Annotated in this window: 27 protein-coding genes; 10 read left to right on the forward strand and 17 right to left on the reverse strand. The window is 46.6% G+C overall.

From position 1 onward, the window contains the following. Positions 1-2: 2 nt before the first annotated feature. From I3X05_RS22230 to moeA, 3 genes are all read right to left on the reverse strand, one after another. Complete coding sequence (locus tag I3X05_RS22230) at positions 3-833, reverse strand: sulfurtransferase (protein ID WP_337971266.1); 831 nt, start codon at positions 831-833, stop codon at positions 3-5. A 74-nt stretch (positions 834-907) separates the two neighbouring features. Then, complete coding sequence (gene moeB, locus I3X05_RS22235) at positions 908-1,663, reverse strand: molybdopterin-synthase adenylyltransferase MoeB (RefSeq protein ID WP_337971267.1); 756 nt, start codon at positions 1,661-1,663, stop codon at positions 908-910. Between the two features lie 9 nt (positions 1,664-1,672). Next, positions 1,673-2,908: a molybdopterin molybdotransferase MoeA gene (gene moeA / locus I3X05_RS22240; RefSeq protein WP_337971268.1), complete on the reverse strand. Its 1,236-nt coding sequence runs from the start codon at positions 2,906-2,908 to the stop codon at positions 1,673-1,675. Between the two features lie 174 nt (positions 2,909-3,082). On the opposite strand from moeA, the gene folE reads away from it, so the two are divergent. Then, positions 3,083-3,736: a GTP cyclohydrolase I FolE gene (gene folE / locus I3X05_RS22245; RefSeq protein WP_193157610.1), complete on the forward strand. Its 654-nt coding sequence runs from the start codon at positions 3,083-3,085 to the stop codon at positions 3,734-3,736. A gap of 56 nt (positions 3,737-3,792) precedes the next feature. Here folE and I3X05_RS22250 read toward each other — a convergent pair whose 3' ends face one another. The 3 genes from I3X05_RS22250 to I3X05_RS22260 all read right to left on the reverse strand — a co-directional run bounded on the left by I3X05_RS22250 (position 3,793) and on the right by I3X05_RS22260 (position 8,995). Beyond that, positions 3,793-4,764: a TDT family transporter gene (locus I3X05_RS22250; protein ID WP_337971269.1), complete on the reverse strand. Its 972-nt coding sequence runs from the start codon at positions 4,762-4,764 to the stop codon at positions 3,793-3,795. A gap of 248 nt (positions 4,765-5,012) precedes the next feature. Further along, positions 5,013-6,416 (reverse strand): H(+)/Cl(-) exchange transporter ClcA, encoded by a 1,404-nt coding sequence (clcA, locus tag I3X05_RS22255; RefSeq protein WP_337971270.1) that lies wholly within the window; start codon positions 6,414-6,416, stop codon positions 5,013-5,015. A gap of 401 nt (positions 6,417-6,817) precedes the next feature. Further along, complete coding sequence (locus I3X05_RS22260) at positions 6,818-8,995, reverse strand: vWA domain-containing protein (protein ID WP_226972239.1); 2,178 nt, start codon at positions 8,993-8,995, stop codon at positions 6,818-6,820. Between the two features lie 170 nt (positions 8,996-9,165). On the opposite strand from I3X05_RS22260, the gene I3X05_RS22265 reads away from it, so the two are divergent. After that, a complete protein-coding gene (locus I3X05_RS22265) occupies positions 9,166-9,783 on the forward strand; it encodes a hypothetical protein (protein WP_242401976.1) in 618 nt (205 codons plus the stop codon). Here I3X05_RS22265 and I3X05_RS22270 read toward each other — a convergent pair. Beyond that, complete coding sequence (locus I3X05_RS22270) at positions 9,746-10,156, reverse strand: helix-turn-helix domain-containing protein (RefSeq protein WP_045569098.1); 411 nt, start codon at positions 10,154-10,156, stop codon at positions 9,746-9,748. The genes I3X05_RS22265 and I3X05_RS22270 overlap by 38 nt on opposite strands. A gap of 96 nt (positions 10,157-10,252) precedes the next feature. Here I3X05_RS22270 and I3X05_RS22275 point away from each other — a divergent pair, with 96 nt between their 5' ends. The 3 genes from I3X05_RS22275 (at position 10,253) to pepT (ending at position 13,639) form a co-directional block, all read left to right on the forward strand. After that, positions 10,253-11,161, forward strand: coding sequence for an aldo/keto reductase (locus I3X05_RS22275; protein WP_045569099.1), 909 nt, complete (start codon positions 10,253-10,255; stop codon positions 11,159-11,161). A 134-nt stretch (positions 11,162-11,295) separates the two neighbouring features. Further along, the gene (locus I3X05_RS22280) at positions 11,296-12,183 is read left to right on the forward strand and encodes a DUF6279 family lipoprotein (RefSeq protein WP_045569100.1); all 888 of its coding nucleotides are present in this window, start codon (positions 11,296-11,298) and stop codon (positions 12,181-12,183) included. A 226-nt stretch (positions 12,184-12,409) separates the two neighbouring features. Then, positions 12,410-13,639 (forward strand): peptidase T, encoded by a 1,230-nt coding sequence (pepT, locus tag I3X05_RS22285; RefSeq protein ID WP_045569101.1) that lies wholly within the window; start codon positions 12,410-12,412, stop codon positions 13,637-13,639. A 73-nt stretch (positions 13,640-13,712) separates the two neighbouring features. On the opposite strand, the gene I3X05_RS22290 is transcribed toward pepT, so the two are convergent. The 3 genes from I3X05_RS22290 to arfB form a co-directional block, all read right to left on the reverse strand. Then, positions 13,713-14,171 (reverse strand): dCMP deaminase family protein, encoded by a 459-nt coding sequence (locus I3X05_RS22290; RefSeq protein ID WP_039427294.1) that lies wholly within the window; start codon positions 14,169-14,171, stop codon positions 13,713-13,715. A 130-nt stretch (positions 14,172-14,301) separates the two neighbouring features. After that, complete coding sequence (locus tag I3X05_RS22295; RefSeq protein ID WP_045569102.1) at positions 14,302-16,071, reverse strand: methyl-accepting chemotaxis protein; 1,770 nt, start codon at positions 16,069-16,071, stop codon at positions 14,302-14,304. Positions 16,072-16,205: 134 nt separating this feature from the next. After that, positions 16,206-16,625: an alternative ribosome rescue aminoacyl-tRNA hydrolase ArfB gene (gene arfB, locus I3X05_RS22300; protein WP_045569103.1), complete on the reverse strand. Its 420-nt coding sequence runs from the start codon at positions 16,623-16,625 to the stop codon at positions 16,206-16,208. A 65-nt stretch (positions 16,626-16,690) separates the two neighbouring features. Here arfB and I3X05_RS22305 point away from each other — a divergent pair, with 65 nt between their 5' ends. Further along, on the forward strand, positions 16,691-17,299 hold the full coding sequence (locus I3X05_RS22305; protein ID WP_045569104.1) for a beta-phosphoglucomutase family hydrolase: 609 nt from the start codon (positions 16,691-16,693) through the stop codon (positions 17,297-17,299). 107 nt (positions 17,300-17,406) lie between these two features. On the opposite strand, the gene I3X05_RS22310 is transcribed toward I3X05_RS22305, so the two are convergent. Together I3X05_RS22310 and I3X05_RS22315 are read right to left on the reverse strand one after the other, a co-directional pair. Further along, complete coding sequence (locus tag I3X05_RS22310; protein WP_045569105.1) at positions 17,407-17,880, reverse strand: FKBP-type peptidyl-prolyl cis-trans isomerase; 474 nt, start codon at positions 17,878-17,880, stop codon at positions 17,407-17,409. Positions 17,881-17,897: 17 nt separating this feature from the next. Next, positions 17,898-18,524: a thioredoxin domain-containing protein gene (locus I3X05_RS22315; protein WP_045569106.1), complete on the reverse strand. Its 627-nt coding sequence runs from the start codon at positions 18,522-18,524 to the stop codon at positions 17,898-17,900. A gap of 283 nt (positions 18,525-18,807) precedes the next feature. Between I3X05_RS22315 and I3X05_RS22320 the strand changes: the two genes are divergently transcribed. Next, on the forward strand, positions 18,808-19,410 hold the full coding sequence (locus I3X05_RS22320; protein WP_045569107.1) for an OmpA family protein: 603 nt from the start codon (positions 18,808-18,810) through the stop codon (positions 19,408-19,410). Between the two features lie 55 nt (positions 19,411-19,465). Here I3X05_RS22320 and I3X05_RS22325 read toward each other — a convergent pair whose 3' ends face one another. The 4 genes from I3X05_RS22325 to I3X05_RS22340 all read right to left on the reverse strand — a co-directional run bounded on the left by I3X05_RS22325 (position 19,466) and on the right by I3X05_RS22340 (position 21,244). Further along, positions 19,466-19,825: a glutaredoxin family protein gene (locus tag I3X05_RS22325; RefSeq protein WP_045569108.1), complete on the reverse strand. Its 360-nt coding sequence runs from the start codon at positions 19,823-19,825 to the stop codon at positions 19,466-19,468. Between the two features lie 73 nt (positions 19,826-19,898). After that, complete coding sequence (locus tag I3X05_RS22330; RefSeq protein WP_045569109.1) at positions 19,899-20,435, reverse strand: hypothetical protein; 537 nt, start codon at positions 20,433-20,435, stop codon at positions 19,899-19,901. Then, positions 20,428-20,967 (reverse strand): YaeQ family protein, encoded by a 540-nt coding sequence (locus tag I3X05_RS22335; RefSeq protein ID WP_045569110.1) that lies wholly within the window; start codon positions 20,965-20,967, stop codon positions 20,428-20,430. Before I3X05_RS22335 ends, I3X05_RS22330 begins: the two co-directional genes overlap by 8 nt. 67 nt (positions 20,968-21,034) lie before the next feature. Then, entirely contained in the window at positions 21,035-21,244 is a 210-nt protein-coding gene (locus I3X05_RS22340; protein WP_045569111.1) for a cold-shock protein, read from the reverse strand. Positions 21,245-21,631: 387 nt separating this feature from the next. On the opposite strand from I3X05_RS22340, the gene I3X05_RS22345 reads away from it, so the two are divergent. Further along, positions 21,632-21,889 carry an alternative ribosome-rescue factor A gene (locus I3X05_RS22345; protein ID WP_045569112.1) on the forward strand — a complete coding sequence of 86 codons (258 nt, stop codon included), beginning with the start codon at positions 21,632-21,634 and terminating at the stop codon, positions 21,887-21,889. Here I3X05_RS22345 and I3X05_RS22350 read toward each other — a convergent pair. After that, positions 21,886-23,049, reverse strand: a complete 1,164-nt coding sequence (locus tag I3X05_RS22350; protein ID WP_045569113.1) for a threonine/serine ThrE exporter family protein — start codon at positions 23,047-23,049, stop codon at positions 21,886-21,888. The genes I3X05_RS22345 and I3X05_RS22350 overlap by 4 nt on opposite strands. Positions 23,050-23,386: 337 nt before the next feature. On the opposite strand from I3X05_RS22350, the gene I3X05_RS22355 reads away from it, so the two are divergent. Both I3X05_RS22355 and I3X05_RS22360 read left to right on the forward strand, forming a co-directional pair. Further along, positions 23,387-25,384 (forward strand): HAMP domain-containing methyl-accepting chemotaxis protein, encoded by a 1,998-nt coding sequence (locus I3X05_RS22355; RefSeq protein WP_045569114.1) that lies wholly within the window; start codon positions 23,387-23,389, stop codon positions 25,382-25,384. 211 nt (positions 25,385-25,595) lie between these two features. Further along, positions 25,596-26,873, forward strand: coding sequence for a sensor domain-containing diguanylate cyclase (locus tag I3X05_RS22360; protein WP_242401977.1), 1,278 nt, complete (start codon positions 25,596-25,598; stop codon positions 26,871-26,873). Positions 26,874-26,912 lie beyond the last annotated feature (39 nt).

Raw genomic sequence — 26,912 nt, forward strand, 5'->3', positions numbered from 1 at the left:
CCCTAGACTTCAATCGGAAGTACGGAGTGACTACCCCATTCAGTCCATGAACCGTCATAGACTGAAAGATTATGGTGATTCAGTAGGTAGGCGCCCAGCAACAAAATACAGGCAGTGACACCGGAACCACAACTGAAAATGATTGGCTTATCACTCACTAATGGTAATGGTTCGAACGCAGCTTGCAACCCAGACAAAGGTTTAATAAAACCACGTTCCATCAGATGAGAAAATGGCAAACAAACCGAACCGGGGATATGGCCGCTACGGATGCCTTCACGAGGTTCAGCCACTTGGGCATGAAAGCGTTCTTTTGAACGGGCATCGACAATATTGGCACTGCGCGCATTACTATGGATCAATACGTTGTCGGCATTGAGAAAGTAGCCTTGATCGAGTGTGCCGTGAAAGTTTCCTTTCTGTGATGTTGATTCAAAATCAGGCTGTATCGGATAACCCGCTTCAACCCAAGCACGCAGGCCACCATTTAAAATCTGCACATTGTGATGTCCCATCGCTTTGAGCATCCACCAAGCGCGTGGTGATGCGTAGGTGCCCGCATTGTCATACACCACGATATGACTATCTTGGTTCAGGCCTAGCTGTTGCGCTTTTTGGTTGAATGTACTCTCGTTAGGCATCATATGTGGCAATGAGCTGCTGGCATCGCAAAACTCGTGGTCATAGTCAAAACGTCTCGCTTTGGGAATCACTTTGTGCAAAATTTTCTGTTCGGTATTGGGAATGGTGAAATCAATGCTGGCATCAAGAATGATCACCTTATCTTGATGTTTGATATTGTGCAGTTCCTGCGCGGTAATCAGAGGGGTCATAGCAAGCGTTCCTTGTTGTTTATCTCAGTCCATTGCCAACAGACGATTAAGTAAGAGAGTTGCCCAAGATGATTTTACTGGCCTTGACAGACAGGGCAATTAGGTAATTTTGTCAGTTTCATTTCTCGCCAAGAGAGTGTCATCGCATCGAAAATCAATACCTTGCCTGCCATGGCCTGACCGAAGTTCGCCAGCACTTTGACCGCTTCCAAGGCTTGCATCGCCCCAATAATCCCTACCACGGGTGCCATCACACCCGCTTCGACACAGCTTAAGGCGCTACTGCCAAACAGCCCACTCAAACACTGGTAGCAAGGTTGTTTGGCGTCTTGATACAAAAACACGCTGACTTGTCCTTCCATGCGGATCGCCGCACCGGAAACCAACGGCGTTCTTGCCACAAAGCACAGACGATTGAGCTGATTGCGCGTCTCGACATTGTCGCTGGCATCAAGCACCAGATCGTGTTGGGCGATAAGTTCGGCCAACGCCTTATCGTCTAAACGGCTATCTATGGTTGATACGTTAAGGTATGGGTTAAGTGCACGCAACGATTGAGCGGCCGATTCGACTTTCTTGCGGCCTAGATCGACATCATGGTGCAACACTTGTCGCTGCAGATTGGACAACTCTACCACGTCATCGTCGATCAAGGTGAGCTTTCCAATGCCAGCAATGGCGAGATATTGACTGGACGCACAACCTAAACCCCCAGCGCCCACTATCAGCACTGAGCTCTGCTTGAGTGCCTCTTGACCTGCAAAATCAAACTGGCGCAAGACAATTTGACGGTTATATCGCAGCATTTCTTGGTCGGATAAGATCTCCACTGCGTGCCCCTAGTACATTGTCGAATTAAACGGTTGAATGGTGACGGTCTCTCCCGCTTCGACTCGGCCACGCTCGCGCTCTAAGACGACAAAACAGTTGGCTAAGCTCATGGAACGAAACGCACCTGAACTTTGATTCCCGGTACTTTCTACCACAAATTGGCCGTTTTCGATGCGATAGACGCCACGTTGATAGTCGGTTCGACCCGGTGATTTTTTGAAGGCGCTTTGAGTGACGGCGTGAATGGATTCTGGCGCTTTCCATTGTGAGTGGCCAGCCAGCTTGGCGAGCATTGGCTGCACCAGTACGTATAAGGTGACGATGGCAGACACCGGATTGCCGGGCAGGCCGCAAAACCAAGCGGTGCGCAGTTTGCCAAAAGCGAACGGTTTGCCCGGCTTAATCGCCAGCTTCCAAAAACCGATCTCGCCCAACTCTTGCAAAATGTCTTTGGTATAGTCCGCTTCACCGACGCTCACCCCACCTGATGTCACCACGACATCAGCCAAAGATTGCGCCGTGTCAAAGGTTTTTCTCAGGGTTTCGGGGCAATCGGGAATAATGCCAAGATCGATGGCTTCGCAACCGAAATTCTCAATCAGCGCTTTTATGCCGTAGCGATTGCTGTCGTATATCTCGCCTTCCAACAAAGGTTCACCTAATGATTTCAGCTCATCTCCGGTTGAGAAAAACGCCACTTTCGGTTTGCGCACCACAGTGACATGGCTGATGCCAAGCGAAGCGATCATCGGGATCTCACGCGGGGTGAGTCGAGTACCTTTCGCGAGCACGAGATCGCCACAGCGGATGTCGTCACCGATAGGGCGGATGTTCTCATTGGGTTTAATCTGACACTGCTGAATAACAATACCCGTCTCATTCACTTGGGTATTTTCTTGCATGATCACCGCGTCGCAGCCTTCAGGGATCTTCGCGCCAGTCATGATGCGAATACAGCTATTCTCCTGCCATTCACCTTCAAATGGTTGACCAGCAAAGGACTTACCCGCAAGAGGAAGCGGCTTGTTTGGTTTAAGATCGGCGAGACGAATCGCGTAGCCATCCATGGCGGAATTGGCAAATGGTGGAACATGAATTGGGGAAAGAACGTCTTCGGCGAGCACAAAACCCAGCGCTTCAGCGAGAGGAAGTTTCAACGTTGTTTGAATTGGTTTAATACCGGAAAGCATTTTTTCCAGCGCATCTTCAATAGGCATTAAGCCTGGTGTATCACAACAGCCCATAGTGAATTCCTGTTGAATTAAGATATTAGCGCACTGTAGCACAGAACAAAGAGAGGGAAGAATGTCCCTCGGTAAAATATGGATGTAATTATTCAAAAATACGAGTATCCTTGTCAGCCATCCAAAAGGGGTAATCTTCGGTTGGTTGATGCTGTAGCAGTAAGAGGAAGTACAATGTCAGGTCTGAGCGAATCCGCTAAATTAGTCAAAGATGCGCTAGAAAAACGTGGTTTAGAGACACCCATGGTGCCAAACCAATTCAGTCGTGAAGAGAAGAAAGAGAAGATCGAGCATCATATGCGAGAGATTCTGGCTCTGCTTGAACTGGATTTGACCGATGACAGTTTAGAAGAAACGCCTCGCCGCATCGCCAAGATGTACGTTGATGAAGTTTTCTCCGGGTTGGATTACCAAAACTTCCCCAAAATCACCGTGATTGAGAACAAGATGAAGGTCAGTGAGATGGTGCGTGTCAAAGACATTACCCTCACCAGCACATGCGAACATCACTTGGTGACGATTGATGGTAAAGCGGCAGTGGCTTATATCCCGCGTAGTAAAATCATTGGTCTATCAAAAATTAACCGCATTGTTCGCTTTTTTGCTCAGCGTCCACAGGTGCAAGAGCGCATGACACAGCAGATTTTAGTCGCGTTGCAAACCTTGCTGGAATCTGATGATGTGGCGGTGACGATTGATGCCACTCACTACTGCGTAAAATCACGTGGTGTGATGGACGCCACCAGTGAAACCACCACCACGGCATTGGGTGGGATTTTCAAAAGCAACCCCGCAACTCGTGCAGAATTCTTACATGGCTTGAGATAACGAGAGCCACAGATAAAAAAGCGTCAACCTAGGTTGGCGCTTTTTTGTTATCCTGATTATTGGGCATTCGCCGCCGTGAGCTCTGGCCAATACATTTTGAAGTAATCCACCGACACCCAAACAACCAACAAAGTCGCGATGCTCAATTCGAAAAAGCCGAAATTGTGCAACCAGTGCCAATGAGGGTGTGATTCGGCAAAAAATTGTGTCAGTCGATGCATGGCAATCGCACTGATCACCGAAGGGAAGGTAACTGCGGCAATCGATGGCTGGAATTTCAGACGCAGCAAACGAATGTAACAGAGATAAATCAGCAAGGTCATGGTGATAGCGATGCCTGCCAGAGCGCCCGTTAAAATAGGATCAGGCTGTTTGAAATTGACCAAATAAGCGGCCAGTGACAAGTTCACTGGAGCCGCCATGATGGCGAGCGTAGGCCTTGCTCTTTTGGGCAAAGAACCGAAAAACACCAAACGATAGAGCACTAAAGGCAGCAAGAAGAAATAGATGCCGATACAAACCAGCGCCAAGGTTTCGGAAAACACGTTGTGGCCAAATTGCGATCCCGCCAACGAACCACTAATGAGCCCCACCGGATACAAAAACCAACTCGGCACGATATTGGACATTTTAAAGTTCATGATCTGGAAGCTGAAAAACAGCACCATCATGGTGAAATGCAGCAAAATAGCCATAAACCACAGTGGATAAGCAATGGCTGGTGAAACCACCGCCAGATAATCACACAACACTAAAAGCGCCATGCTCATCGGTGCCATCAAACTGCCACTCAGCGGATGGCGGATATCGTTGATAAACGTTCTTGCGCTGGTAGCATAGCGAGCTAAAACAGGCAAAAGCAGCAGTGCGCCGAGAGTGGCTAAAAATGGGCGAATCGGCACGCCAATCTGAGGGAGATACAAGGCCCACGCTTGTCCTAAACCAATCATGCCTAGTGCAAGGGCTGCTTGTGACGGGGGAACGCTTTGCACTTGAACAAGTCTTTTCCAGTTCAACGATAACTCCATTTATCTCGTTTTGATTTTAGGGAAACGTGCCGTCTGGAGTGTGTTGATGGCGAAGTTGGTGATGACACACCAAATTTTTTATATCGTTGTACGTCTGCAAATGGCTATAGCAGACAGACTGATGTTCATTTCGACTCCTCCCAGAAAGCGCAGGAATCTTAACAACTTTAATGAGAAGTTGCGCGAAAAATTTAACAAATAGCACAAAAATGCCGGGAAGTGTGACTCCCGGCTGAGGCTGTGAGGCTTTACGCCGTCGGTTGTTCGGGCAGATCTTGCTGGCGAAGCTTTTCGTTCTTGATCGTACGATGCAAAAGTTGGCTGTAAATCGGTTTACCGCCACACGCCTGCGCGCAGATCACGGCACCAAGGCTGGTAATAATCAGCGGCAGAATCAGGTAGTAGTTGTTGGTCATCTCGATCACCAGCAAAATGCCGGTGATGGGAGCACGCACGGTTGCGGCAAACAGCGCGCCCATGCCCGCAATGGCGAACATGCCTGGCTCAATCGGCAGATCTGGCAGTAGCAGTTTCGCTGTCGCACCGAAGGCGTAACCAAACAAGGTGCCTAGTGCGAGCATCGGCGCAAAAATACCACCAGGTGCGCCAGAGCCGAAGCAGATCAAGGTAGTGGCAATACGCCCGACAAACAGCCACACCAAGACAGAGACGCTGTAGTTGCCAGTGGTGATCTCAGGGATCAGATGAATGCCGCCACCAGTCAACTCCGGAATGTATAGCAGCAATAGGCCAAATACCCCGCCAAGGCAGGTACCAGTCAGCAGATAGCGTTTACGGTCATTCTTATGAATGGCGACAAACATATCTTGCGCGACGGTAACCAGCTTGTTGAACAGCACGCCAAACACACCAAATAACCCGCCGAGCAGAAGAAATAACCACAGCGCCTGCAGCTCCGGTGACTGATATTGTGGCATAGTGATGACCGCACTTTGTCCATTAATGGTGCGAAACACAATATTGGCCATCACTGCGGAGATAATCACAGCGCGAATGGAGATCAATGAGTAACGAAATTGCGGGCGCATCTCTTCCACGACAAACATGATTCCCGCGAGAGGGGCATTGAATGCTGCCGCTAAACCGCCCGCGGCACCAGAAGCGAGTAGAGAGTGGCGAGTATCGTCATCTTTGACGCGGAAAATATCGGTGACCATTCGTCCAACCGCACCACCCATTTGCACTGTCGGACCTTCTCGACCAAGCACCATGCCAGAACCCAGCGCGCCCATACCGCCAAAAAACTTAACGGGTAAAACGCGCCACCAGCGCACAGGGCGAATGTTATCCATTGCCCCTTCGATTTCTGGGATACCGGAGCCAGCGGCTTCCGGTGCGAAACGGTGAACCAGAAAGTACCCGACAAAGGCGAGTGCGGCACTGATCAGAATCGCGGCCAACCACAGTGGCAGTACGTGGCCAATTTCGTCGCGCAGCCACTCGGTGCGAGTTTCGGAAACGAAGTGCACCGCCATCTCAAAGTAGGTACCGACTAAACCAGCAACAATGCCGACCAACGCTGCAAGAAAAAGCACAGAAATCGGTGTAGAACCTCGAGAGAGAAACTGGTTAATGGCATCTTTAGGGACTCGCACTAATACAGATTGTACAATTCTCTCACGTTTGGTCATTACCATTCTCCGCCTTGTATCATAGGGAGGCCGATTATAAACGGGGCCGGCTATGTGTCTTAATCAACAAAGATGCAAATTAGCTTTGCAAAATTAATAGGTGCTACAAATGTTTACCTATTTAAGGTTCTGCAACGAATAAAAAAGAAAAAATTTTTCTCTCAGATTTCTTGCAAAGTTGTATTTATGAGCCACACTTAAATCGTAAAGCAACATGCTGCTCTAAGAAGGAGGGATGTTAGGTTTTACATACAATTTGGATGGATTCAAAACCCCACTGTAGTGCCTCGTATATTGTTTGGGATGCAGCTATAGACATCCCGATTCGCAGACTCACGATTGAGTACGAGGTTAAGGCGCACGCTAGTGCGCCTTTCTGTTTTATGGATTTAGTTGATGCTTTACTTCTCAAGCTCGACGTAGTTGTAGGCAATAACTATCTCAGCTCCTGCCGCTGGGATAGCCGTTCCGCGGAAGCTAATACTGTTTGTTTGAGGGTAATAAGTCCAACCGTTTACTTTGTCTCGTGTTACTTCTACACCATCGACTTTAACCGAAAGGGACGTGGAAATGACTTTACTTGCGTCATTTATCCCGAGTTTATACCCCACAGTCGACGCTCCAGCATTGTTCGCAATATCGGTCATAAACTGTTTGTACTCGGTTTTCTCATTGATATTGAGAACCAAACCAAGGCTTGTTTGAGATAAGTCATCATATTGACTAACACGAGCATCACTTGGATCAACTATGGAATACACTCGATAGCCATTATCTACAAACAGGTTGTTATTAACGTCAAAATCTCTTGTCGGATATTGACTTTCTTCATCACTTATAATAATAACTGACAGAGAGGCTCCTGATCGAGGGTAGCCCGCAACGGCAACAGTTCCCGTAGTTGGAGCTAAAGCCTTTTCAGCAAAATAGATACCTCTTTCGTATCCGCTACCGTTCGTTCCGGGTTTAAAGTCTAAGGCAATTTGCTCTGGTTCGTGAGTAAATCCATTCCCTCTTAGAGAGTCATTATCGGTTGTAATTGTTCCCACCTTATAATCGAGACCTGAAGCAGAAATTTCATCTAGAAACGTTTGTGTTAGAGTACTGATCTCATCTTGTTCATCTCCCATACTTCCAGAATTATCGATCACAAAGAGAAAGTCTGCTTTTGATACGGTCTGTTCAATGGCAGTGATAGTATCGTTTTGTACTTTGATCGTTGCATTTACTGGTGCACGAACACTTTCAGAGGTAGTTGTATCGATCAGTGTTTCGTATTTACTAAAGAGTTCTTTAGCAATAAGAGTACTAGTCATTACTACATTATCTTTTTGTTCATCGAACGAAAGCACAATGTCGAACTGGAATGCGTTGGTATTTTTTTCATTGGCATCGGCAACGAGCTGGTCGACAACTCCACCCACTTTGTTGGTTCCGATAGTTTGTAGAATCAGTTGGAGTAAGGCCGTAGTTTGTCTAGTTTCACTTAAGGAAATGTTATAGCGAGCAGATACGTCGCCATTTACCAAAGTTTTTTTCGATATTTCAGTGACGTCGTTGCGATAGCCTAATGTTGAATCCAATGACCCCATTATTCTGTTAAGGATATCTACTGTTGTCGAGCCTTGTGATAGAGAAGGTCTTTCACTGGTAAAGCCAATCAGTTCTGTACCTACTGGTGTTGGTATGCCTGATTTTTGAATTTGCCGTGGAACTTCTCCGTACATAACCACTCCTTTAAAATCACCGGTGATGTTTTGAGTCGAGTAGCCTTCAGGGAGTAGTACCTGAGTATTGTCCATCACCACGGATTGAGTTTTACTCGGCGCTTCAGCAATGGTGACGTTTATTTTTTGTGCATGCAAAGTGATCGAGCCATCTTGATGGACTCTTTTTACTTCTAATTTTGCACTCATTACACCAGATGTATTACCTGCGGTAAGTTCAATGACTTGAGGCTGATTGACTGATACAGGGCTAATGATATTATCATCACTGTCGTACCAAGTCAGAGTATCATTATCACTTACGTTACTAATGGTGGCTGTAATTGTTGTCGTTTCACTAGGAAGTATTACGGCAGGAGACGCAACTATTGCATTGATTAAAATGTCAGGTGCGGTATATTCGCCGTCGCTACATAAAATGTGCTCTTCAGAAATTTCTTGCTCACTTAGTTTGTTATTATTGTCAGCATCAATACCAGCAATAACTAATTGTCCACCTAAATTGCATCGCACGTCATTTTTAGCAATGGATAGAACAGAGACAAGAGCGTCATTGTTTACAACTAGGTCTCCATCTATGACCTTCACTCCACTGTTGCAGTAAGTGTGGCTTTGCAATACTTCGCCATTTTCAAGTATTTTTGAATCATCTTTATCCAGACCAAGGTCTATTTTAATTCCACCTGAAGTACATATGGAATCGTTTTGGGAAATTGGTGTTGCTTTGACCAGTGATGCATATGTTTGTGTTGGTGGTGTTGCTGAATCTGTCGCACTTGAGTTTGAATCTGAGCCGCCACAACCGTATAAGCCAAATAATGCTATTGATAAAACTGACAATTTTAGTTTCATGGTTTCCTACCTTAGTTATAAGATAGGACACATTTTATGGATCAATATCACGTTATCAATGTTTGTTATCACATAATTAATATTTTTTTGAATGCGTTGTTGTTTGTTTATTGCCCGTCTCATGTCTTGGGGAGGTGATAGATATATAAATAAATATAAGGAGCGAACCTGTGTTTCATAATATGTCTAAATATTGCTTTTCGCTAATTTTGCTCGCTAGTGTTTTAGTTTCTTCACCAATGTTGGCTCAAGAGACTGAATATTCAGCGTTTATCTCACATACTCTAATGGGGGAAAGAGCTTTGTTCAGTGAAACTACCATTGTTGAATCGCCATTTTTTGACTGTTCACAAAACGAAGTAGAAAAAAGGTATTGCGTTGACGAACTGACCTACTATCAGCGACCTTTTTTTGGAGAGTTGCAATTAATGGATTCGAAACATGTCTATACGTTGCAAACAGAGTTTGACTTAATCGCTTGGTTGCAACTGCAGTTGAACCTAAGAAAGGATTTGATGCAGATTGCCGAGGTTTCTGCGTCGGGTCACTCATTCGATGTGCAAGTACAGTTAGCAAAAGCCAAGACCCAAGAGAACAGAAACCTTGTCGATAAAAATCTGGTTATTTTCCTCAATAAATACCGAACGCATTCACAAACACAACGTTGGCTCCCAGCTTCGCAGTATCACCTTCAACAGCCCAGCGTGTTAGCCGAAATCGGCCATGATAGTAAATGGATAACCTTGGTGATTACTCGTTTTTTTCCGCCAAAGAAGAACGAGAAATGAATGCTGCCATACCTTCTTTATCTAAAAAACCATCTGCTTTCTTATGCGCACGCAGGTACTGATAGCCAGCAATAATTTGTTGTTGGTTTGGCCATTCTTGTTCGTTGAGTTTTTGCCCCGTCACGTGTTGATAAGCCATGCGATAAGCGGGGGCGTCCACGACCTCGGCTTGGCGGTACAAGTAACCACAGCCTGTGGCCAGCCATTCCAAGGAGCAGTTTGCCCGAACGGCAATTTGATTGGCTTTAGATAGGCTTGGCTCGCTACCATTGAGATACTTACGGATCAAAGCTTCTGAAAGGCCAACACGGCGGGCAAAACCGCTGATGCTCTCTTCGCCAATTAAGGTGTTTAAACGCTGCGCAAAACTCATTACTTCGTACTCCAGTTCGAACAAATCCAGTTTACGCGTTGAGCCAATGGCAAAACAAGTCTAGGATTGACGGCAGTTAAAGAAAAGGAGAACACCATGGTGGCAAAAGTAGTGATTGCACCTCAAGGGCCTGAGTTTTCAGAGCTGATCCAAGGATACTGGCGTTTGGGCGAGTGGAACATGACCCCTCAGCAGCGCTTAACGTTCCTCAAGCAGCATATTGAAATGGGCGTGACGACGGTTGATCACGCCGACATTTATGGTCAGTACGAGTGTGAACGCCTGTTTGGCGAAGCGCTGGCGTTAGATAAGAGCGTACGCCGCGACATCCAAATTGTGAGCAAGTGTGATATCAACTTATGTGGTGAGAAAAACCCACTTCGTAAAGTCAACCATTATGACACCAGCGCGGCGCACATCTATCAATCGGTGAATAATTCGCTAGAGAGATTAGGTGTGGATGAGCTGGATGTCCTGCTTATTCATCGTCCTGACGCCTTGATGGAGGCCGATGAAGTCGCTGAGGCGTTTAACGAACTGCACAAAGTGGGCAAAGTGAAACATTTTGGCGTATCAAACTTTTCGCCACGTCAATTTGATCTTTTGCAGTCGCGTTTGAGTAAACCTTTAGTGACCAACCAAGTGGAAATTAATCCGCTCAATTTTGACGTGGTACAAGATGGCACACTTGATCAGATGCAAACACTCCGCATACGGCCGATGGCTTGGTCATGTTTGGGCGGTGGCGCTCTGTTTCACGGTGACAGTGAGCAAGCATTAAGAGTACGTAACGAGCTGCATGCAATCAAAGAAGAGCTGGGAGCAGGTAGCATCGATGAAGTGGTGTATGCTTGGGTGAGACGTTTGCCCTCCAAGCCACTGCCTATCATTGGCTCAGGTAAAATTGAACGGGTGCAGAGTGCAGTGAATGCGCTTAAGTTGGAATTGAGTCGCGAGCAATGGTATCGCGTTTGGGTGGCCTCAAAAGGCCACGGTGTGCCATAGAACACGCTTTTCAAGGTTAGCCTAAACGGGTGAAGAGTGTTCTTCACCCGTTATGCTTTGGAGTTTGGAATAACTTGGCCAAGCTGGCTAACTAAGTTAACACTAATGTGAAAAACAGATACAGGGACGGTGGAATGTTGTCACGCATCTATGTTCGGATTACGACGAGTGGGCGTTTTATCCTAGGGTTACTTGGCATGCTGTTGCTGCTGACAGGGTGCTCAAACAAAATGGTTTATAACCATCTCGATTGGGTCGTGATGGAGTACATTGATGACTATGTAACCTTGACGGATGAACAAGAAGAGCTGGTGGAAGAGCGCTTGGATGTGCTGCTGCAATGGCACAGAGAAAGCGAACTGCCTATCTATCTATCCCAGTTGCAATTGCTGTCCACCTTGACTGAAACTCAGCTCTCCAAACCCTTTCTCGCCGCGCAAAGAGAAGCATTAACACAGCACCGCTATCGTATCGCGCAAAAACTGGCTCCTGATCTTTACGCTCTGGCGCTCTCGCTAAGTCAGGCGCAGCAAGATGAGCTATTGAAAAATATGATAAAGGCTCATCGCAAACGTGATGAAAAATATGCGGATTTAAATGAGGAAGAGATCCGAGAGCGTTATCAAGAGTTTTTTGTCGAAGGTGCGGAAGAGTGGTTAGGAGAGCTCACGCCTGCGCAACAAGCGCTGATAAAACAGTGGTCGCAAGAAGTCACCATCACGACAGCCGATTGGCGCGCATATCGGGCAGCCTTACGTCAAGCGGTCGAAGCGCTGTTTAAACACAAGCAAGATCCACACTATTTCCAGCAGCATCTTACTCGTTTGCTGCTTGACCCCGAAAGCTACCATGGCGACGCATTTAAGCAAAAGTTGCAGTCGAACGTCGATCTAGCTGACGGATACATTCTGCAACTTGCGCGTTCCATGAACGCGGCCCAATGGCGCCATTTTCATCGCGAGATTAGCGATTGGCAGGAGCTCGCCAGCGAACTGCACGCGCAGGTAGTGGCAAACAGGTAGCCACAAACCGGTAGCGGCAAAATAGTCGCCTTATTTACGTTAAGCACAAGCAATGCAGTAAAAACTGATTCAAAGCAACTTCTCATCCTTTCAAGGGCGTAAGATAGTTCGGCCGGATATCGCCTTGCAGCTCAAATCTCCTTGTTCTATTCGGCATTAGAAGTAGAGAGCATGTCCCTAAAGCAAAAATCCGCTCCTCCTGTTGGCTACCATGATGAGAATTGCTATGAAACATCTAGTACAAAGATTTATTCGCTACGTGACGTTTGACACTCAGTCGAATGCCAAGAAAAAATGCTGCCCAAGTACGCCGGGGCAGTTGAAATTTGCCCAGCACTTAAAGCAAGAGCTCATCGAACTCGGCTTGAGTGACGTACACCTCGATGACAATGGATATTTGATGGCAAAACTGCCGTCAAACGTCAGCTATCCTGTTCCTGCCATCGGATTCATTGCCCATATGGATACCGCGCCGGATGCATCTGGCAAACACGTTAAGCCACAAATTATCGAAGATTATCAAGGTGGCGATATTGCACTTGGTATCGGCGATGAGGTGCTCTCTCCAGTTCAATATCCCGATTTGCACGCTCTGCATGGCCACAACCTGATTGCAACCGATGGCACTACGCTGTTAGGCGCAGACAATAAAGCCGGAATCGCAGAAATTTTATCTGCCATTGAGCTTCTGATGGAAAACCCGCACCTCCCACACGGCGATATCTGCATAGGTTTTACGCCTGATGAAGAGATTGGCCGTGGCGCGGACCATTTTGACGTGGCCCGTTTTGGCGCCGAGTGGGCGTATACGGTTGATGGTGGCCCACAAGGCGAGTTGGAGTACGAGAACTTCAATGCGTCCAGTGCTGACGTTATTTTCCATGGCGTCAGTGTTCATCCGGGAACCGCCAAGGGCAAAATGGTCAATGCGATGACGTTGGCGAGCCGTTTTCACTGCATGATGCCAGAAGATGAGACCCCTGAAGGCACCGAAGGGTATCAAGGTTTCTATCATTTGAAATCGGCGGAGATGGGTGTCGCACGTTCAGAACTGGGCTATATCCTACGAGATTTTTCACGTGAATGCATAGAACAGCGCAAAGCTTTTATGCAGCAACGGGTCGATCAAATGAATGCGCAATTGAAACACGGCTCGGTGGAAGTCCGCTTTACCGACAGTTACTTCAATATGAGGGAGAAAGTCGAACCTTTCCCCCACATTATTGACATTGCCAAACAAGCGATGGAGCAGTGTGATGTTGAGCCAGTGATTAAGCCGATTCGAGGTGGTACAGACGGCGCAAGATTATCCTTTATGGGACTTCCTTGCCCTAACTTATTTACTGGCGGATATAATTTCCACGGCATTCATGAATTTATTTCTATCGAGCAGATGGAAAAATCCGTGGAAGTGATCGTAAAAATCGCAGAGATGACCGCCAAACGCTACGCCTAATCGTTGTGTTCAAAACAGTCGGCCCGGTAATATAACCGGGCCGACTGTTTTTGTTTTGGCAGGTAAAAAGAGACTAACGAACGTCATCGCTGTTTAGGTCGGCCAGCGGTAGCCAGTCCACTTCAACACCCGCTTGATTAAACATATCTTGGCTGACTTGGATCTTATCTCCCCAGCGAGAGAGAAAATCGGCTGATTGCTCAGGGCAATGTACTCGCGCAATTCCTGTTTGGATGATTTTCGCCGCACAGTTTGGGCAAGGAAAATGCGTCACCCAAATATCACAACCATCGAGATCTCGTTTAGAAAACAGGATGGCGTTCTCTTCAGCGTGTAAGGTTTTGAGATATTTCAGCTCTCGCTCATCGGTGTCAACGCTGTCGGAAACACCATGCGGATAGCCATTAAAACCCACTGAGACAATACGATTTTGTTTGGTAATAACCGCGCCGACCTGTGTGGAAGGATCTTTACTCCATGACGCCACCAGTTCTGCCATTTGGTAAAAGCGCTTAGCCCATTTAGATATCATCTTTGTCCTCTCTATCGAAGGCTGTAATTGCTTGCATGATAACGCATTTTAGTTAAAAAAGTAGTCGTTGCGTTATTTAAAGTAGCACCTTGGACCATTGCGCTTTTACTTCAAACTGTGCGTGTCTCCCTCAGCTTTTGCGAGTCTTAAACTGCGCAACCGCTTTGTCCATGTCTTTGGCTTGAGAAGAGACGGTATTCACTTCCGCCAAACACTCTTGGGCTGAATGCATGTTGTTTTCAGAGATGGTGTTGAGCTCGGTAATTGAATCGCTCACTTGTCCCATCACAATGCCTTGTTCTTCAATGGCCGAAGCGATGCGTTCTGAGTTAGCTTGAATATTCGACATATCGATAATAATACGCGCCAAACTGGCATCTAACTGCTCGGATGCGTGCAACGTCTCTTGGCCTTGCTGATTGCACTGCTCAATGTCACTGACGACTTTCGCCATTTGCGACTGGATCGCTGCCACCACTTTGGTGATCTCTTCGGTTGACTGGTGAGTCCGGCTGGCAAGGGCGCGAACTTCATCGGCCACCACGGCAAAGCCTCGGCCTTGTTCACCTGCACGCGCTGCTTCAATCGCTGCGTTAAGTGCCAGTAGGTTGGTCTGCTCTGCGATCCCTTGGATGATGACCACTGCGCCGCCGATTTTGTCCACGTGGTCGTTGAGGGAGTGAATAGACGTTTGGCTATTGGCTAAAATGCTGGTCAGTTGATCAACATTTTTCACCGTCGATACCACCACATTACGTCCAGCTTCGGCGTTTTTCGCTGCTTGTTGCACCCCTTCAACCGCCACAGAAGTACTTTCCGAGATCTCGCTGATGGTGGACACCATTTCCTGCACTGAGATGGTCATGGTCGAAGTGTGATCTGCCTGAACATGGAACTGCTCAATCACGCCTTCCAGTTCATCGTGCATACTGTTGGTGCTGGAAGTGAGCTGGGTCGATTTTTCCTGAGAGTGGAAAATGAGCTGCTCGATTTTTTCTAGCAAGGTATTGAAATAATTTCCAATTTCGACCAATTCGTCATTGCCTTTCATCTGACAGCGCAAACCCACATTGTTGGTTTCACAGATTCGGTGAATCGTATCAGACAGCACTTGAACTTGATGATTGATTGAGCGGGAAATCTGCCAAATGATTCCCACCAGAAGTAAAAGGACGACAGCGGTGACAAATTGCTTAATAAGGTCCATTTGCTGGGTTTGCTCGTTGTACGCTTCGTTGAGAGCGTTAGCAAATGTTTTGAACTGTTCCTCTACGGTGTGGGAGAGATTACGCACTTCCCCCAACAGTCCCTTGTTGTACTGCACGCCAATAGTGACATGCTGATTGGCCACCTGCGCAGCTTGGCTAAGCAGGGTGCTACTTTCTATGCCGCTGAGCAGCTCTTTCTTCACTTCGCCTTGTAATACATTTTGATTGAACTCCATCAAGCGCAGAACTTGTTCCGCGTTGGATGCCTCTTTTGCTCGCTTAAGTTCTTGCAGGTAGCTGCCTAATAAGCCTTGCTGCTCGTTCAGCCCTAGGGTTTGATAGGCCGCGACCAAGTTTTGAAAGCCTTTTTGGTAGGTGAGTAAATCTTGTCGCAACTGAGCGCTTGATGGAAGTTGGTTGCTAGTGAGAATGGCGGCGAGCTGTTTTTCCGTTGAAAGAAAAACATCGACGTTTTTATCAAAAGTAGACAAGTACTTAACATCGCTGCGGAGTAAAAAATCTTTTTCATTGCGACGAAGGTTAAGCAGTCGAATTTCCAAATCTGCGACGAGTTTGATGGCTTGCTGAAGTTGTTCCGATTTAGAAACAAAGTGAGTGGTGGAAAACAGTAGGGCAACAATCCCTAAAATAGCGACAACACCCAAAGAGTAGAGCTTCTGCTTGATAGTCATACGGTATCCTTAGATATGTAAGCAGTTTTATAGTCATTCGTACTAATTATACGTTTATAACGAATGGCGATAAAATTATAAAATCTTATAACCCTACCTAGCTCGCATTTCACTACTGACTTGTAAATAATTGTTTAAAAAGTAACTTTTCCACGTAAGCCCTTTTTGGCTCCTTGGTGCGTTTTTTGTTCAAGTCGCCTTTTAACCGAACCTTTGGTTGGTTTTGTTGCCACTCTTTTCTTATCTTTCTTTATCGCATTTCGAATGATTTGTGCCAAACGTTCTACAGCATCAAGCCGATTTTTTTCAAAACTGCGGTGTTGCTGAGCTTTTAGCACCAAAACGCCCTCTTTATTGATGCGACTGTCTCCGAGATTTAATAAGCATTGCTTATGAAAATCTGGTAGGGTCGATTGCTTGATATCGAAACGCAAATGAACCGCACTCGATACCTTATTGACGTTCTGCCCACCGCAACCTTGTGCCCGAATAGCGATTATTTCCCATTCGTGGCTGGCAAGAACAACCGAGTGAGAGATTTTTAACTCCTGCAACCTTGACTCCTTAATACTAGCCCCTAATGAGCAAACTGACACTCAATATACAAGAAATGATAGCTATGAACAAAAATGACTATTTACGCTATCAAGGTTTGATCTTTGATATGGACGGAACCTTGATTGATACCATGCCCGCACATTTAGAAGCCTGGCGCCAAACGGCTGAATTTTTTGACTTTCCTTTTGAGAGGGAGTGGCTGCATGGGCTGGGGGGGATGCCGAGCTTTAAAATCGCCAGCGAGCTCAACCGCCGCTTTGGCCTGCAACTTGTTGCCAGTGAAGTGTCTGCGTTTAAGATGGATGCTTTTGTCTCACTGAAAAACCATGGCGATATCATTGATGTCACTCATCGTGTGGTAAAAGCGTTCCTCGGCAAGAAAAAACTGGCGGTAGGAACGGGTAGTCAGCGTGAAAGCGCCGAACGCCTGTTAAAAAACAGCGGGCTGCGCTCCTGCTTCGATGTGGTGGTAACAGCAAGTGATGTCACGCAACACAAACCAGAACCGGAGACTTTCCTGCGTGCCGCAGAGCTTTTAGAACTCAGTGCGCAACAATGTGCCGTGTTTGAAGATACCGAACTTGGATTGCAGGCGGCCCATGCAGCGGGTATGGACTGCTTTATAGTTGAAGGTGAGGAGTTGATATTTTATCCGCTGCCTCACCGTTAATTTGTCCCAAACAGGTATAGTGCAACGTATTTGAATCGATACGTAGGTGTTGGTGTAAAACGTTGCGAATAAAAAGTGCCGTCAATGAGCGGCACTTTATAGAATTTTTATTGAATTTCAATCAGTTCGACATCAAAAATCAGTACACTGGCTGGTGGAATAGGGCCAGAACCGCTTTTGCCATAGCCGAGTGAGCTTGGGATAAACAGCCTTACTTTCTCACCTTCAACCATATATTGCAGGCCCTCTTGCCAGCCTTTAATCACTTGATTTAAGCCAAAGCTAATGGGCTCACCGCGCTGAACGGAACTGTCAAACACGCTGCCATCAATTAAAGTGCCGTGATAATGCACTTTCACTCTGCTTGATGCGCTTGGGTGCTTATCACCATGGCCTTTTTGCAGCACCTGATACTGCAAGCCACTCTCTGTGGTGACTACCCCTTCCTTTTTACCGTTCTCTTCTAGAAAGGCTTGGCCAATAGCAAAGTTCGCCTCAGACGCTTTGTGGCTTGTCCAAGTACGGTAGATAAAAAAAGCCGCGAGCAGAAAAATAATAATAGGGAAAACGAATTTAGACACAAATGACCTCTGTAAAGTTAAGGTTGATTAAGTAGATAAGTGATTGTTTGAGCGATCTCATCAGTACTTTTATGGCCACCGGTCAAGACTTGATATTTGCCGTTGACGATAAAAGTCGGTACTGCGTTAATTTGCGCCGCTTGAGATGCCGCGTCCGCTTGCTGAAACAGGGCAAACATCGCTTGCTGCTGTTCTTTCTCTAACTGATATGGGCTAATGAGGTGACGTTTCTCAAACGCTTTTTCGAGTGCTTGTTGTTTTTCTATGCCCGCCACATCGGGACCCATTTGCACAGCCGCAAACAGCTCTTGCATGAAGGCGTGATCTGGCGTCTGCTTGAGCTGCATCACTGCGGTATAAAAAATAAATGCGCTGATTTGCGCACTGTCATTAAACGTGACGTGCATCTTGCCAAATGTTTGCTTGGTTTGCTCTTCCAGTTGAGGAATCACTTCTTCCATAGTTCGGCAGTGGCCACAGGTCAGTGAAAAAACTTCGGTAACCGCAGGCAGATGAAAAGCCTCGAGAGAGGTGGGCAAGGTCTTATATTGCAAGCCTTCTTTAGGCTGCATGGTGTCGCTGCAAGCGACAAGAGTGAAGATGGCGACTACGGCCATCAGCAGTGAAATGAATCGTTTATACATAGTCATGACAACAAGAGAAAAAGAGTTGCGATTTTACCCACTAACCACTCATAGGAAAACCGAATGTTTGGCATAAATCGCAATTTGAAACAATAAGCTATTCTTTAAAGCGGTGAGCCACAGCGGTTAAGCAAGTCTGAACAATCTACACGATATGACCTTGTTCGAGCGCTGAATCACATGTGAGCACGCTATATTGAGGAAACAGCCCCAATTTGCTAAAGATTTTCAAATTGGGTCGATATGATATTGAGAAGTAACTATTTGTGCATTTGGGGTGTCGATGAGAACGAGTCTTTCGCTTTTGTGCGTTTTGCTGTCTGGGTGCAGTAGCCTGATTGCGCCGCCAAATATGCTCGATACGGCGCCCAAAACTGAGGAAGCTTTGATTTATCCTGATTGGGGCGGGGAAGTCAAAGCACAACCAGAGCCGCCAGTCACTCGTGAAGTTACACCGAAGAGAAGCGAGACGAGGGAAACGCTGCAAGCGTTTTTGCAACGTAATCGGATCGAATATCAACTGTTGCCCGGGAATCACATGATGATTCATTTGTCCGAAATCATTCACTTTAAAACGGCTTCAGCCGAAGTGTCTGCCGATTCGGTTCAGTGGATTGGTTTGCTCGGAAATTATCTCTCTTCTCGTGATGATATTGACGTCGTAATCGATGGTCACGCAGACAGTACGGGGACAAGTGGCTTTAATAACTCGCTGTCAGAGCGACGTGCTGACGAAGTGAAAAAGCAATTGTTGATGTCGCGAGTTCCTGAACGTAGAGTGTATACGCGTGGATACGGCGAGTATCTGCCCGCTTGCTCTAACCGTTCTATTAACGGACGCAAATGCAATCGTAGGGTAGAGTTGATGTTAATCGTTACCCAATAATCGGCAAAAGTGTTACTCAAGGATAAGGGCACCGAGTGGTGCCTTTGATCTTTTCTTAGGCAAATTCTTTTTCAAGGTAGGCAACAATATCAGAGGATTCGTACAGCCAGCGAGTCAGGCCATCTTCCTCAATGCGTAGACAGGGCACTTTGATCTTACCGCCGCCTTGTTGCAAGGCTTGACGATGTTCGGCGTTGTTCTTTGCGTCGCGCAGTTCAAAGTGAACCGATTGTCTTTTCATTGCTCTGCGCACTTTGACGCAAAATGGGCACGCTTCAAATTGATACAGCGATAGATTTTTGGCTTTTGCATCGACAAAGGCTTGCGCTTCCCGGCTACGCTGTATGCCTTTGGGAGCAAAAATAGCATTTGCCAGTAGGATCAATTTGCCTAAAAACCAACGAATAAAGCGCATAGCGAATCTCCACGTTTAATAAATCGCGTCGGAGTGTACCAGTGTTACGCTTGTTACAAAACCATGAAATTTATCAAGCAAATAGATTGCGTATTCGTTGCCAGAAACCCCTTGGCGGATTGTCGCGTTGGTAAAGCACTTTGCCTTGATAAAAACTTTGCATAAACTCGCTGCGAATGGCATCAGGTTGCATTTTTAGAAACGGGCTGAGGTGCTGTGCGGTTTCGTGGGCGTGATCATTCGCTAAACTAAAATCCATGTTGAGGCGACCTTGCACAAATAACCATAAGGTTGTCACCACGCTGAGATCCTGTAGCGTAACGTCGTTAAAACATTCGGCGAACTCTTCTCCCAGTTCACTCTCGAACACTGAATGCATTGCTTGGCGACTTTTCGCATGTTGCATGAAATCGGCGAGTGTTTCACTGTGGGCTTTGGTCAACAAACCAAGTAGGAGCAACTGCTTGGGCGTTTGCGGCTTATTTTTAACCACTCGCAGATATAAATCGTTTTGCCCAGTGCAAAAGCGGGCGAGAGCTTGTGGGTGGTTTTCTACAAATTCAAGTGTATGGACGCCGATGCCACTTAGCTGTTGCTCAAGTTCATTCATGAGTTTGTAAACCTTGCCAGTCGATTTGCTGGTGGAAGTGGTCACCATCGACAAAAATTGAGTTTCCGGAGATCATCACTGACAATGTGGTGCCTCGTTCGATCTGAGTGGCGAAAGCGTCCACCGCCGCCGCATCCAATTGATAAACGTTAACAGGCAGTGATTGAAATTTTCCCTTATTCTTTTCCCACCACACGGCGCTTTTGCTATTGAAGCTGTAAACAACCACTTGTTGGGCCTGTCGAGAGGCTTTTTTCATTCGCTCGGCTTCGGGTTCGCCGACATCTATCCAAACGCTGATGGAGTCGTCGTACTCTTTCTTCCAGATGTCAGGCTCTTCCGTACTCGACAGTCCTTTGGTGAAGGCTAGGTCGGGCTGGGCATGCAAACAGAATGCAAGCAAGCGCGCTGCTAAGCGTTCGATTTTTTCAGAGGGGTGCAGTGCGGTGGTGATGGAAATCGTATCAAAATAGTCGCGATTCATATCGGTTAGGTTGATACGGAATTTGTAGATCGTCGGTTTGAGTGCCATAAGATTGAATTTCAAGCATAAAAATAGCCAGCACTATGGCTGGCTACCGTAAAAAAGTCTAGTCTAATTAAAGCGCTGTGATTTCTTCTGCTTGAGGACCTTTTTGGCCTTGTGAGATGACGAAAGAGACTTTTTGGCCTTCAGCGAGTGAACGGAAGCCATCACCTTTGATTGCAGAGAAGTGCGCAAAAACGTCCGGGCCGTTTTCTTGCTTGATAAAACCAAAGCCTTTAGTTTCGTTAAACCATTTTACGGTGCCGGTTACTGTGTTAGACATGTGTAAATCCTATCTATATCAAAATTTATTTAGCCGAATTGACGACTGGTATTGCATAAAGAAAAAAATACATTTGTAACCCACAGTTCTGGAATTTTGTAAAATTCGCCGAAATGTGTAAAACAAAAGACTTCCTTTCTGTTCGACCCAAAGTCTAGGTTAACTTACGCAAGAGTCAATGGATAAACCTCGGTAAATTGAGATTATTTGTCGCCAATCACTATTTTGTTTTCGACTATTAATCGATCTTACAAATTAATGATGCGTCAAATAAATTTTGCTGATGGACAAGATATAAATAATCTGTCAATTGATATAAGAATTGACAGCCAACGCGCTTTGATCTCAAATAGTCGCTGAAATGAGACACCCCGGGAGGGAAAAGGAATGAAAAGCAAAAATAAGATTCACTCTGACACTCATGAACATGAGTTAGGCAGAGGAGTGATACAAGATAACGCGCTTAAGGCGTTGGTCACCAGCCAGTTGTTTAAGACTCGGGTGGTGAAAGCGAAAAAAGGTAAAGGCAGTTTCAGCCGTAAAATGAAACATAGAGGCAAAGAGCCCGGTGCAAAGGGGATGAAGAAAATCCATTTTGCACCGGGCTCTTTCGTTATAGATGGTTTAATACCAGTTTTGGGTTAATGCTCTATTTTCGGTGAATAGATAGCGTACGCGGTAATTTGGCCAGCGACAATCGCCGAAAACATGAACAGAGCGGAAAGTCCAATACTAGGGATCGGCAAAATGGATTGCTCAAATACTGACTGACCTGCGCTCACTAACACGCGGCTTCCCGGAACCAAAATGATGATGCCTTGCACAATATATATTGAGCCAGTCAGATCCATTTTTTTAGCTAGCCATGTACCGTACAAGGTGATGAGCACCGTTGTGATCCAAGTGCCAACCACCCAGCCACTCTCAAAGCCCAAATATAGCGGCCCCCACATGCCAAGAATTGCCACAGGCAAGCCGAGAACAATGTCCAAGGGCCTGGCATTAAACAAAATGCCTAATGAAACGGAAAGCAAGAACAAGCCGAAAATGTGCATCCAGATCGGCACCTGATTGGTGTATGAAATTGAGGTTGCTTGCCCCCAGATCGCTTCGCCGATATTGAGCCCCATAACGATGCCCACAAAGAGTTTTATCAACGTCAACACGCTCTGCCCAAAGAGGCTGGTACCGGAAATCAGATCATTAAAGGCGAGACACTCTAACGAGTTGGCGATGGAAAGCCCCGGCACAAACAAAATGACCGCGGCAATACACAATGCCCAGACGGGGATGGGTAATCCTGTGTTGGCAAGAAACGCGACGAAAATGCCAGTCACCAAGGCAGAGAAGAACTCCACCGCAATAGCACGGCGTGAATGAAAAACTTGTTGGCAGAGCCAAATCATCAGCCCAAGTAAAAAGGCGAAGCCGACCGCTTCTAAAGTGCTGCCGACCAACATCAGATACGCAGGCGGAATGCCCATGTTCGCCATGGCAATCACCCATTTGGAATAGCCAACGGGTTCGGGGACCGGTTCACTGCTGGGTTGATTAATTCGGATGATGGTGTTTGCCAGCAAACTCAAATTAATTGAGGCAGGTTTGAGGCGTTTCATCACAACCGTATTGTTGGCGTCGGTAAACTGGTAATTAATCGCCGTCGGCGTCGCCTGTATCATCACGTCCACACCATGTTTTTGTGCGTAGTGCTGGGTATATTTTTCAACTTTGTAAGGTGCACAACCACTGCGATGCAGGGTATCGCCAATTTCTACGATTTTCTTAATTCGGTAGTGCGACGGCATGGTGACAATCTGAGCCAATTTTAAAGTGGCGTAAAGTTATCAGAGCGTTTGAAAATTAGCGAGATAGCCAATAGAAATTTTTTAACAATTTTATCGCTAGCGTCACATATGTATGAAACAAGTGATTTTTTAGCGAATAAAAATGTAGCCATAGTCGCTCAAAGTGACTCATGCTTGCAGAATATTGGCGTTATCTGGCTGAGCAAGTGGCGTGTTATCTGCTGATTTAGGAAAAAATGGCGAGTTTGCAAGCTGCAGTTGAGATAAGTTAGTGACATGTATGCTAAGTGTGCCAAAATTGTTGGAGGGATATCTTAGACTACTCAGGAGTTGTTGGATGAGTTTTTCAATATCAGGGAAGTTGCAGTTGAGTTTTATGTTACTTGCTGTGTTGTTTATTGCTTCGTCGGTTTTCACTTATCGCACTACCAATGTGGTGGAGCAGCATACAACGTCGCTACTTACTCGTGATTTGCCGACCGTCGATAGTAGCCGAGCCATTCAGCAGTCCATTCAAGAAGTTATCTCTACCCTGCGCGCATACATGCTGCTGGGTGGAGAAGAAAATAAGCGAGAAACCCTCCATCAAGCTCTGATCACCGTCCTGTCTCGCACAGAAGAAGCGCTACCACGTTTGCAATCGCTGATTGCCCCTGAAGAATTTGAGGCGTTGTCGCAGCAGTGGCAAACGGTGGTCACTTTGGTTAATCGTGTGGTTGAGTTGAGTCACACCGATGAAAACTTGCCAGCGCACAGCTTATTCCTCAACGAAGCCGCGCCAATCGCCGAAGTGGCTTTGGATCAGATCCAAGGTCTGATCAACGATGAAGCGGGCAACCGAGAAGGCGGTGAGCGTAAGCGCCTGTTCAAAGTGTATGCGAACAGCTACACCTCACTCGCTAACGCACTCTCCGCAATGCGAGATTATCTGCAGTACGGAAAGCCAGAGCACCTAGAGAAATATCAAGACTTTATCGCTTTTCATAATCAATCCGTCGCGGAAATTGAGCAAAAAAGTGAGCTGATGTCAGAAAGTGATCGCGATTTGTGGTCACTGTTTAAGGAGATGCAACAACTCTATTTCCCGCTCGCTGAGCAAGTTATTGCCCTGCGAAATGCCCCTAACTGGAACCAAAGCAATCAGATAATGGCCTCAGAGCTGGTGCCAACGGCGAACAAACTCAATCAACGGTTAGAGCAAGTGGTGCGGAGTCAACAGCAAAAAGCTGATCTCAGTGGAGCAGGGATCCGTCAATCGATTCAACAGGTGGTGATTTCTCTGGCGATTGCCGTTGTACTAACCGTACTTGCCGCTGTTGTGTTGTCAGGATACTTAGGCCGGAATATTGGTCGGCGAATTGCGCTGGTGTCTGAGCGCGCCAGCCGCATCGCTTCGGGGGACATCTCGCAAGCGCCTTTGATCGTCGAAGGAACGGACGAATTGGCAAAACTCACCGATTCGGTAAACCGAATGAATCACTCTTTGTCCTCAATCGTCCAAGGGGTGACAGACAAAGCCGTTTCGGTGGACGCTAGCATGAGTAAGCTGTTGAAGGCGAGTGAGAAAACCCTCATACAAATAAAAAGACAGCAAGCGGATATGGTTGAGGTGGGGCATGAAGTCAATGGGGTGGCTGATGCCGCGACCAATACTTTGCTTCAAGTGGAGTCATCAGCGCAAAGTCTGGCGGATTCAAAAGAGAAGATTTCTCAGGGACATCAAGCCTTAGATAGAAATCAGCAGACGATGCAAGCACTCAATCAAACCATTCAAAGCGCCGCAAAAATGGTGGCGGAGTTAAGCCAAGCGAGCGAGCAAATCGGCAAAGTGACAGAGGTAATTGAAGGGCTGGCCGAGCAAACCAATTTGCTGGCGCTAAATGCCGCGATTGAAGCGGCTCGCGCTGGAGAGTATGGGCGAGGATTCGCGGTGGTGGCTGACGAAGTGCGTTTGCTTGCCAGTCGGACCACGGAATCGACCAGTGAGATCAATACGATTGTCAATGCCATTCAAAGCTCGACAGGCTTAGTGGTAAAAGAGATCGAAGCCAGTCAAACACTGGCGTCTAGTGGCGAAGAACACATAGAACAAGCGGTAACCAAGCTGCAGGAGAGCGTTGAGCAGATCAATCTGCTCAATCGGCAAATCAGTGAGCTCGCCCAAGCAGCGCAAACGCAATCGGAGGCGACTCAATCCATTACCCAGTTGATGGCTGGTGTGCAGGAGTCGGTGTCTGGTGTAGCAGAAAACAGCGACGCCTCCAATCTTTGTGCCCTGCAGGCCAAAGAAAAAGTGAATGAATTAAATCGAGAGGTTTCACAGTTCAAAGTTTAATGACCTTTTGCCTAAGTTTTGTTGTTGAAAAAGCAAAAAATTGAACGACACTTAGCGTTAAATTCCAAAAATATTTAAACGATGAAGGACTTGCTCAATGCATGTCACGCTTTTGATACGTGTTTTATTGAAATTTGTCTTATTTGCTCAAGTTGTGCTTTGTTTTAACACCTTGGCTGCTGAGGAAGATTCAGTAAAAAAGAAGCTCAGAGTGGCGAATTCGACCTCTTGGAAGCCGTTTTCCTATGTGGCTGAAGATGGCTCCAAGCGCGGTATTTTGATCGATCTCTGGCAACGTTACGGCGAGAAAAACGGGGTGGAGATCGAGTTTGTCTTGGCGGATTGGAATGACTCTATTCTTGCGGTTCGGGAAGGAAGAGCCGATGTCCATGCCGGATTGTTGTGGTCAGATAAGCGCGATACCTTTTTCGATTTTGCCGATGCGATCATGACCATCAATACTCAGCTGTATCTCAGCCAAAGAATCATCACCTCTGATCTTAACGAGATGCTGACGGGCCAGAATGCGCAAGGGATTGGTGTAGTTGAGGGCGGTTATGAAGAATATTTTATGGTAAAAACCTATCCGGCGGCGAGGTTGGTCAAGTACACAAATAACCGTTTGATGATAGAAGCGGCTTTTCGCCACGACATCGACGCTTTTGTCGCCGATCTGCAAGTCGCGAATTTTTACTTGTACACTTCAGATCAATCCACTGCATTTGTGCCCGCACTGTATCTTTACTCTGGGGAGATTCGTCCCGCCGTCGCCGAAGGTAAACAGAATCTGCTCCAAGAGTTAGAGCGCGGTTTTGAGCGAGTGGGCGATCGCGAAATGGATAAAGTGATCGCCAGTTGGAGCACAATTCAAACCGTGTATCCCAAATTTTTGTTTCCCGCTGCATTGGCGCTGGTTGTTGTGTTGTCCTTTAGTTATATCTTACTTCTCAAGCGTACCGTGAAGTTAAGAACGCAAGAGCTGCAAACTGCGAATCAAAATTTGCTCGATATTTCTCGGCGTGATCATTTAACCCAAATTAGTAATCGACGCTTTTTTATTGAGCAACTAGAAACGTTATCGACAAAGGACACTTCGGTTGCGGTGTTGATGTTTGACATCGATGACTTCAAGAAAATTAACGATGAGTTTGGCCATGCCACAGGCGATGTGGTGATTCAGCGTGTCGCAAGATGTGTCGAGCATGAGCTACCGGATAATGCGCTATACGCCAGAATCGGTGGTGAAGAGTTTGCCATCGTATTGTGTGGTTTACCGTTTGCCAATGTTGAGCAGCTGACAAAACGCTTGTGTGTCGCGGTGTCTGATATCACTTTTATCCAAATGCCCGACAAGGTGACGATCAGCCTCGGATGTGCGTATTATCCCTACGTACGACAGAGGATGGATTTAAATACAGCAGACAATCTGATGTATCAAGCGAAAAGGCAAGGAAAGAACTGTGCCGCAGTCGCTCAGATTGAACTATGAGAGCAATATCTGAGCACTTGGAAAATGTTTGACTATGAT

The organism is Vibrio navarrensis, from assembly GCF_015767675.1.
GTDB lineage: Bacteria > Pseudomonadota > Gammaproteobacteria > Enterobacterales > Vibrionaceae > Vibrio.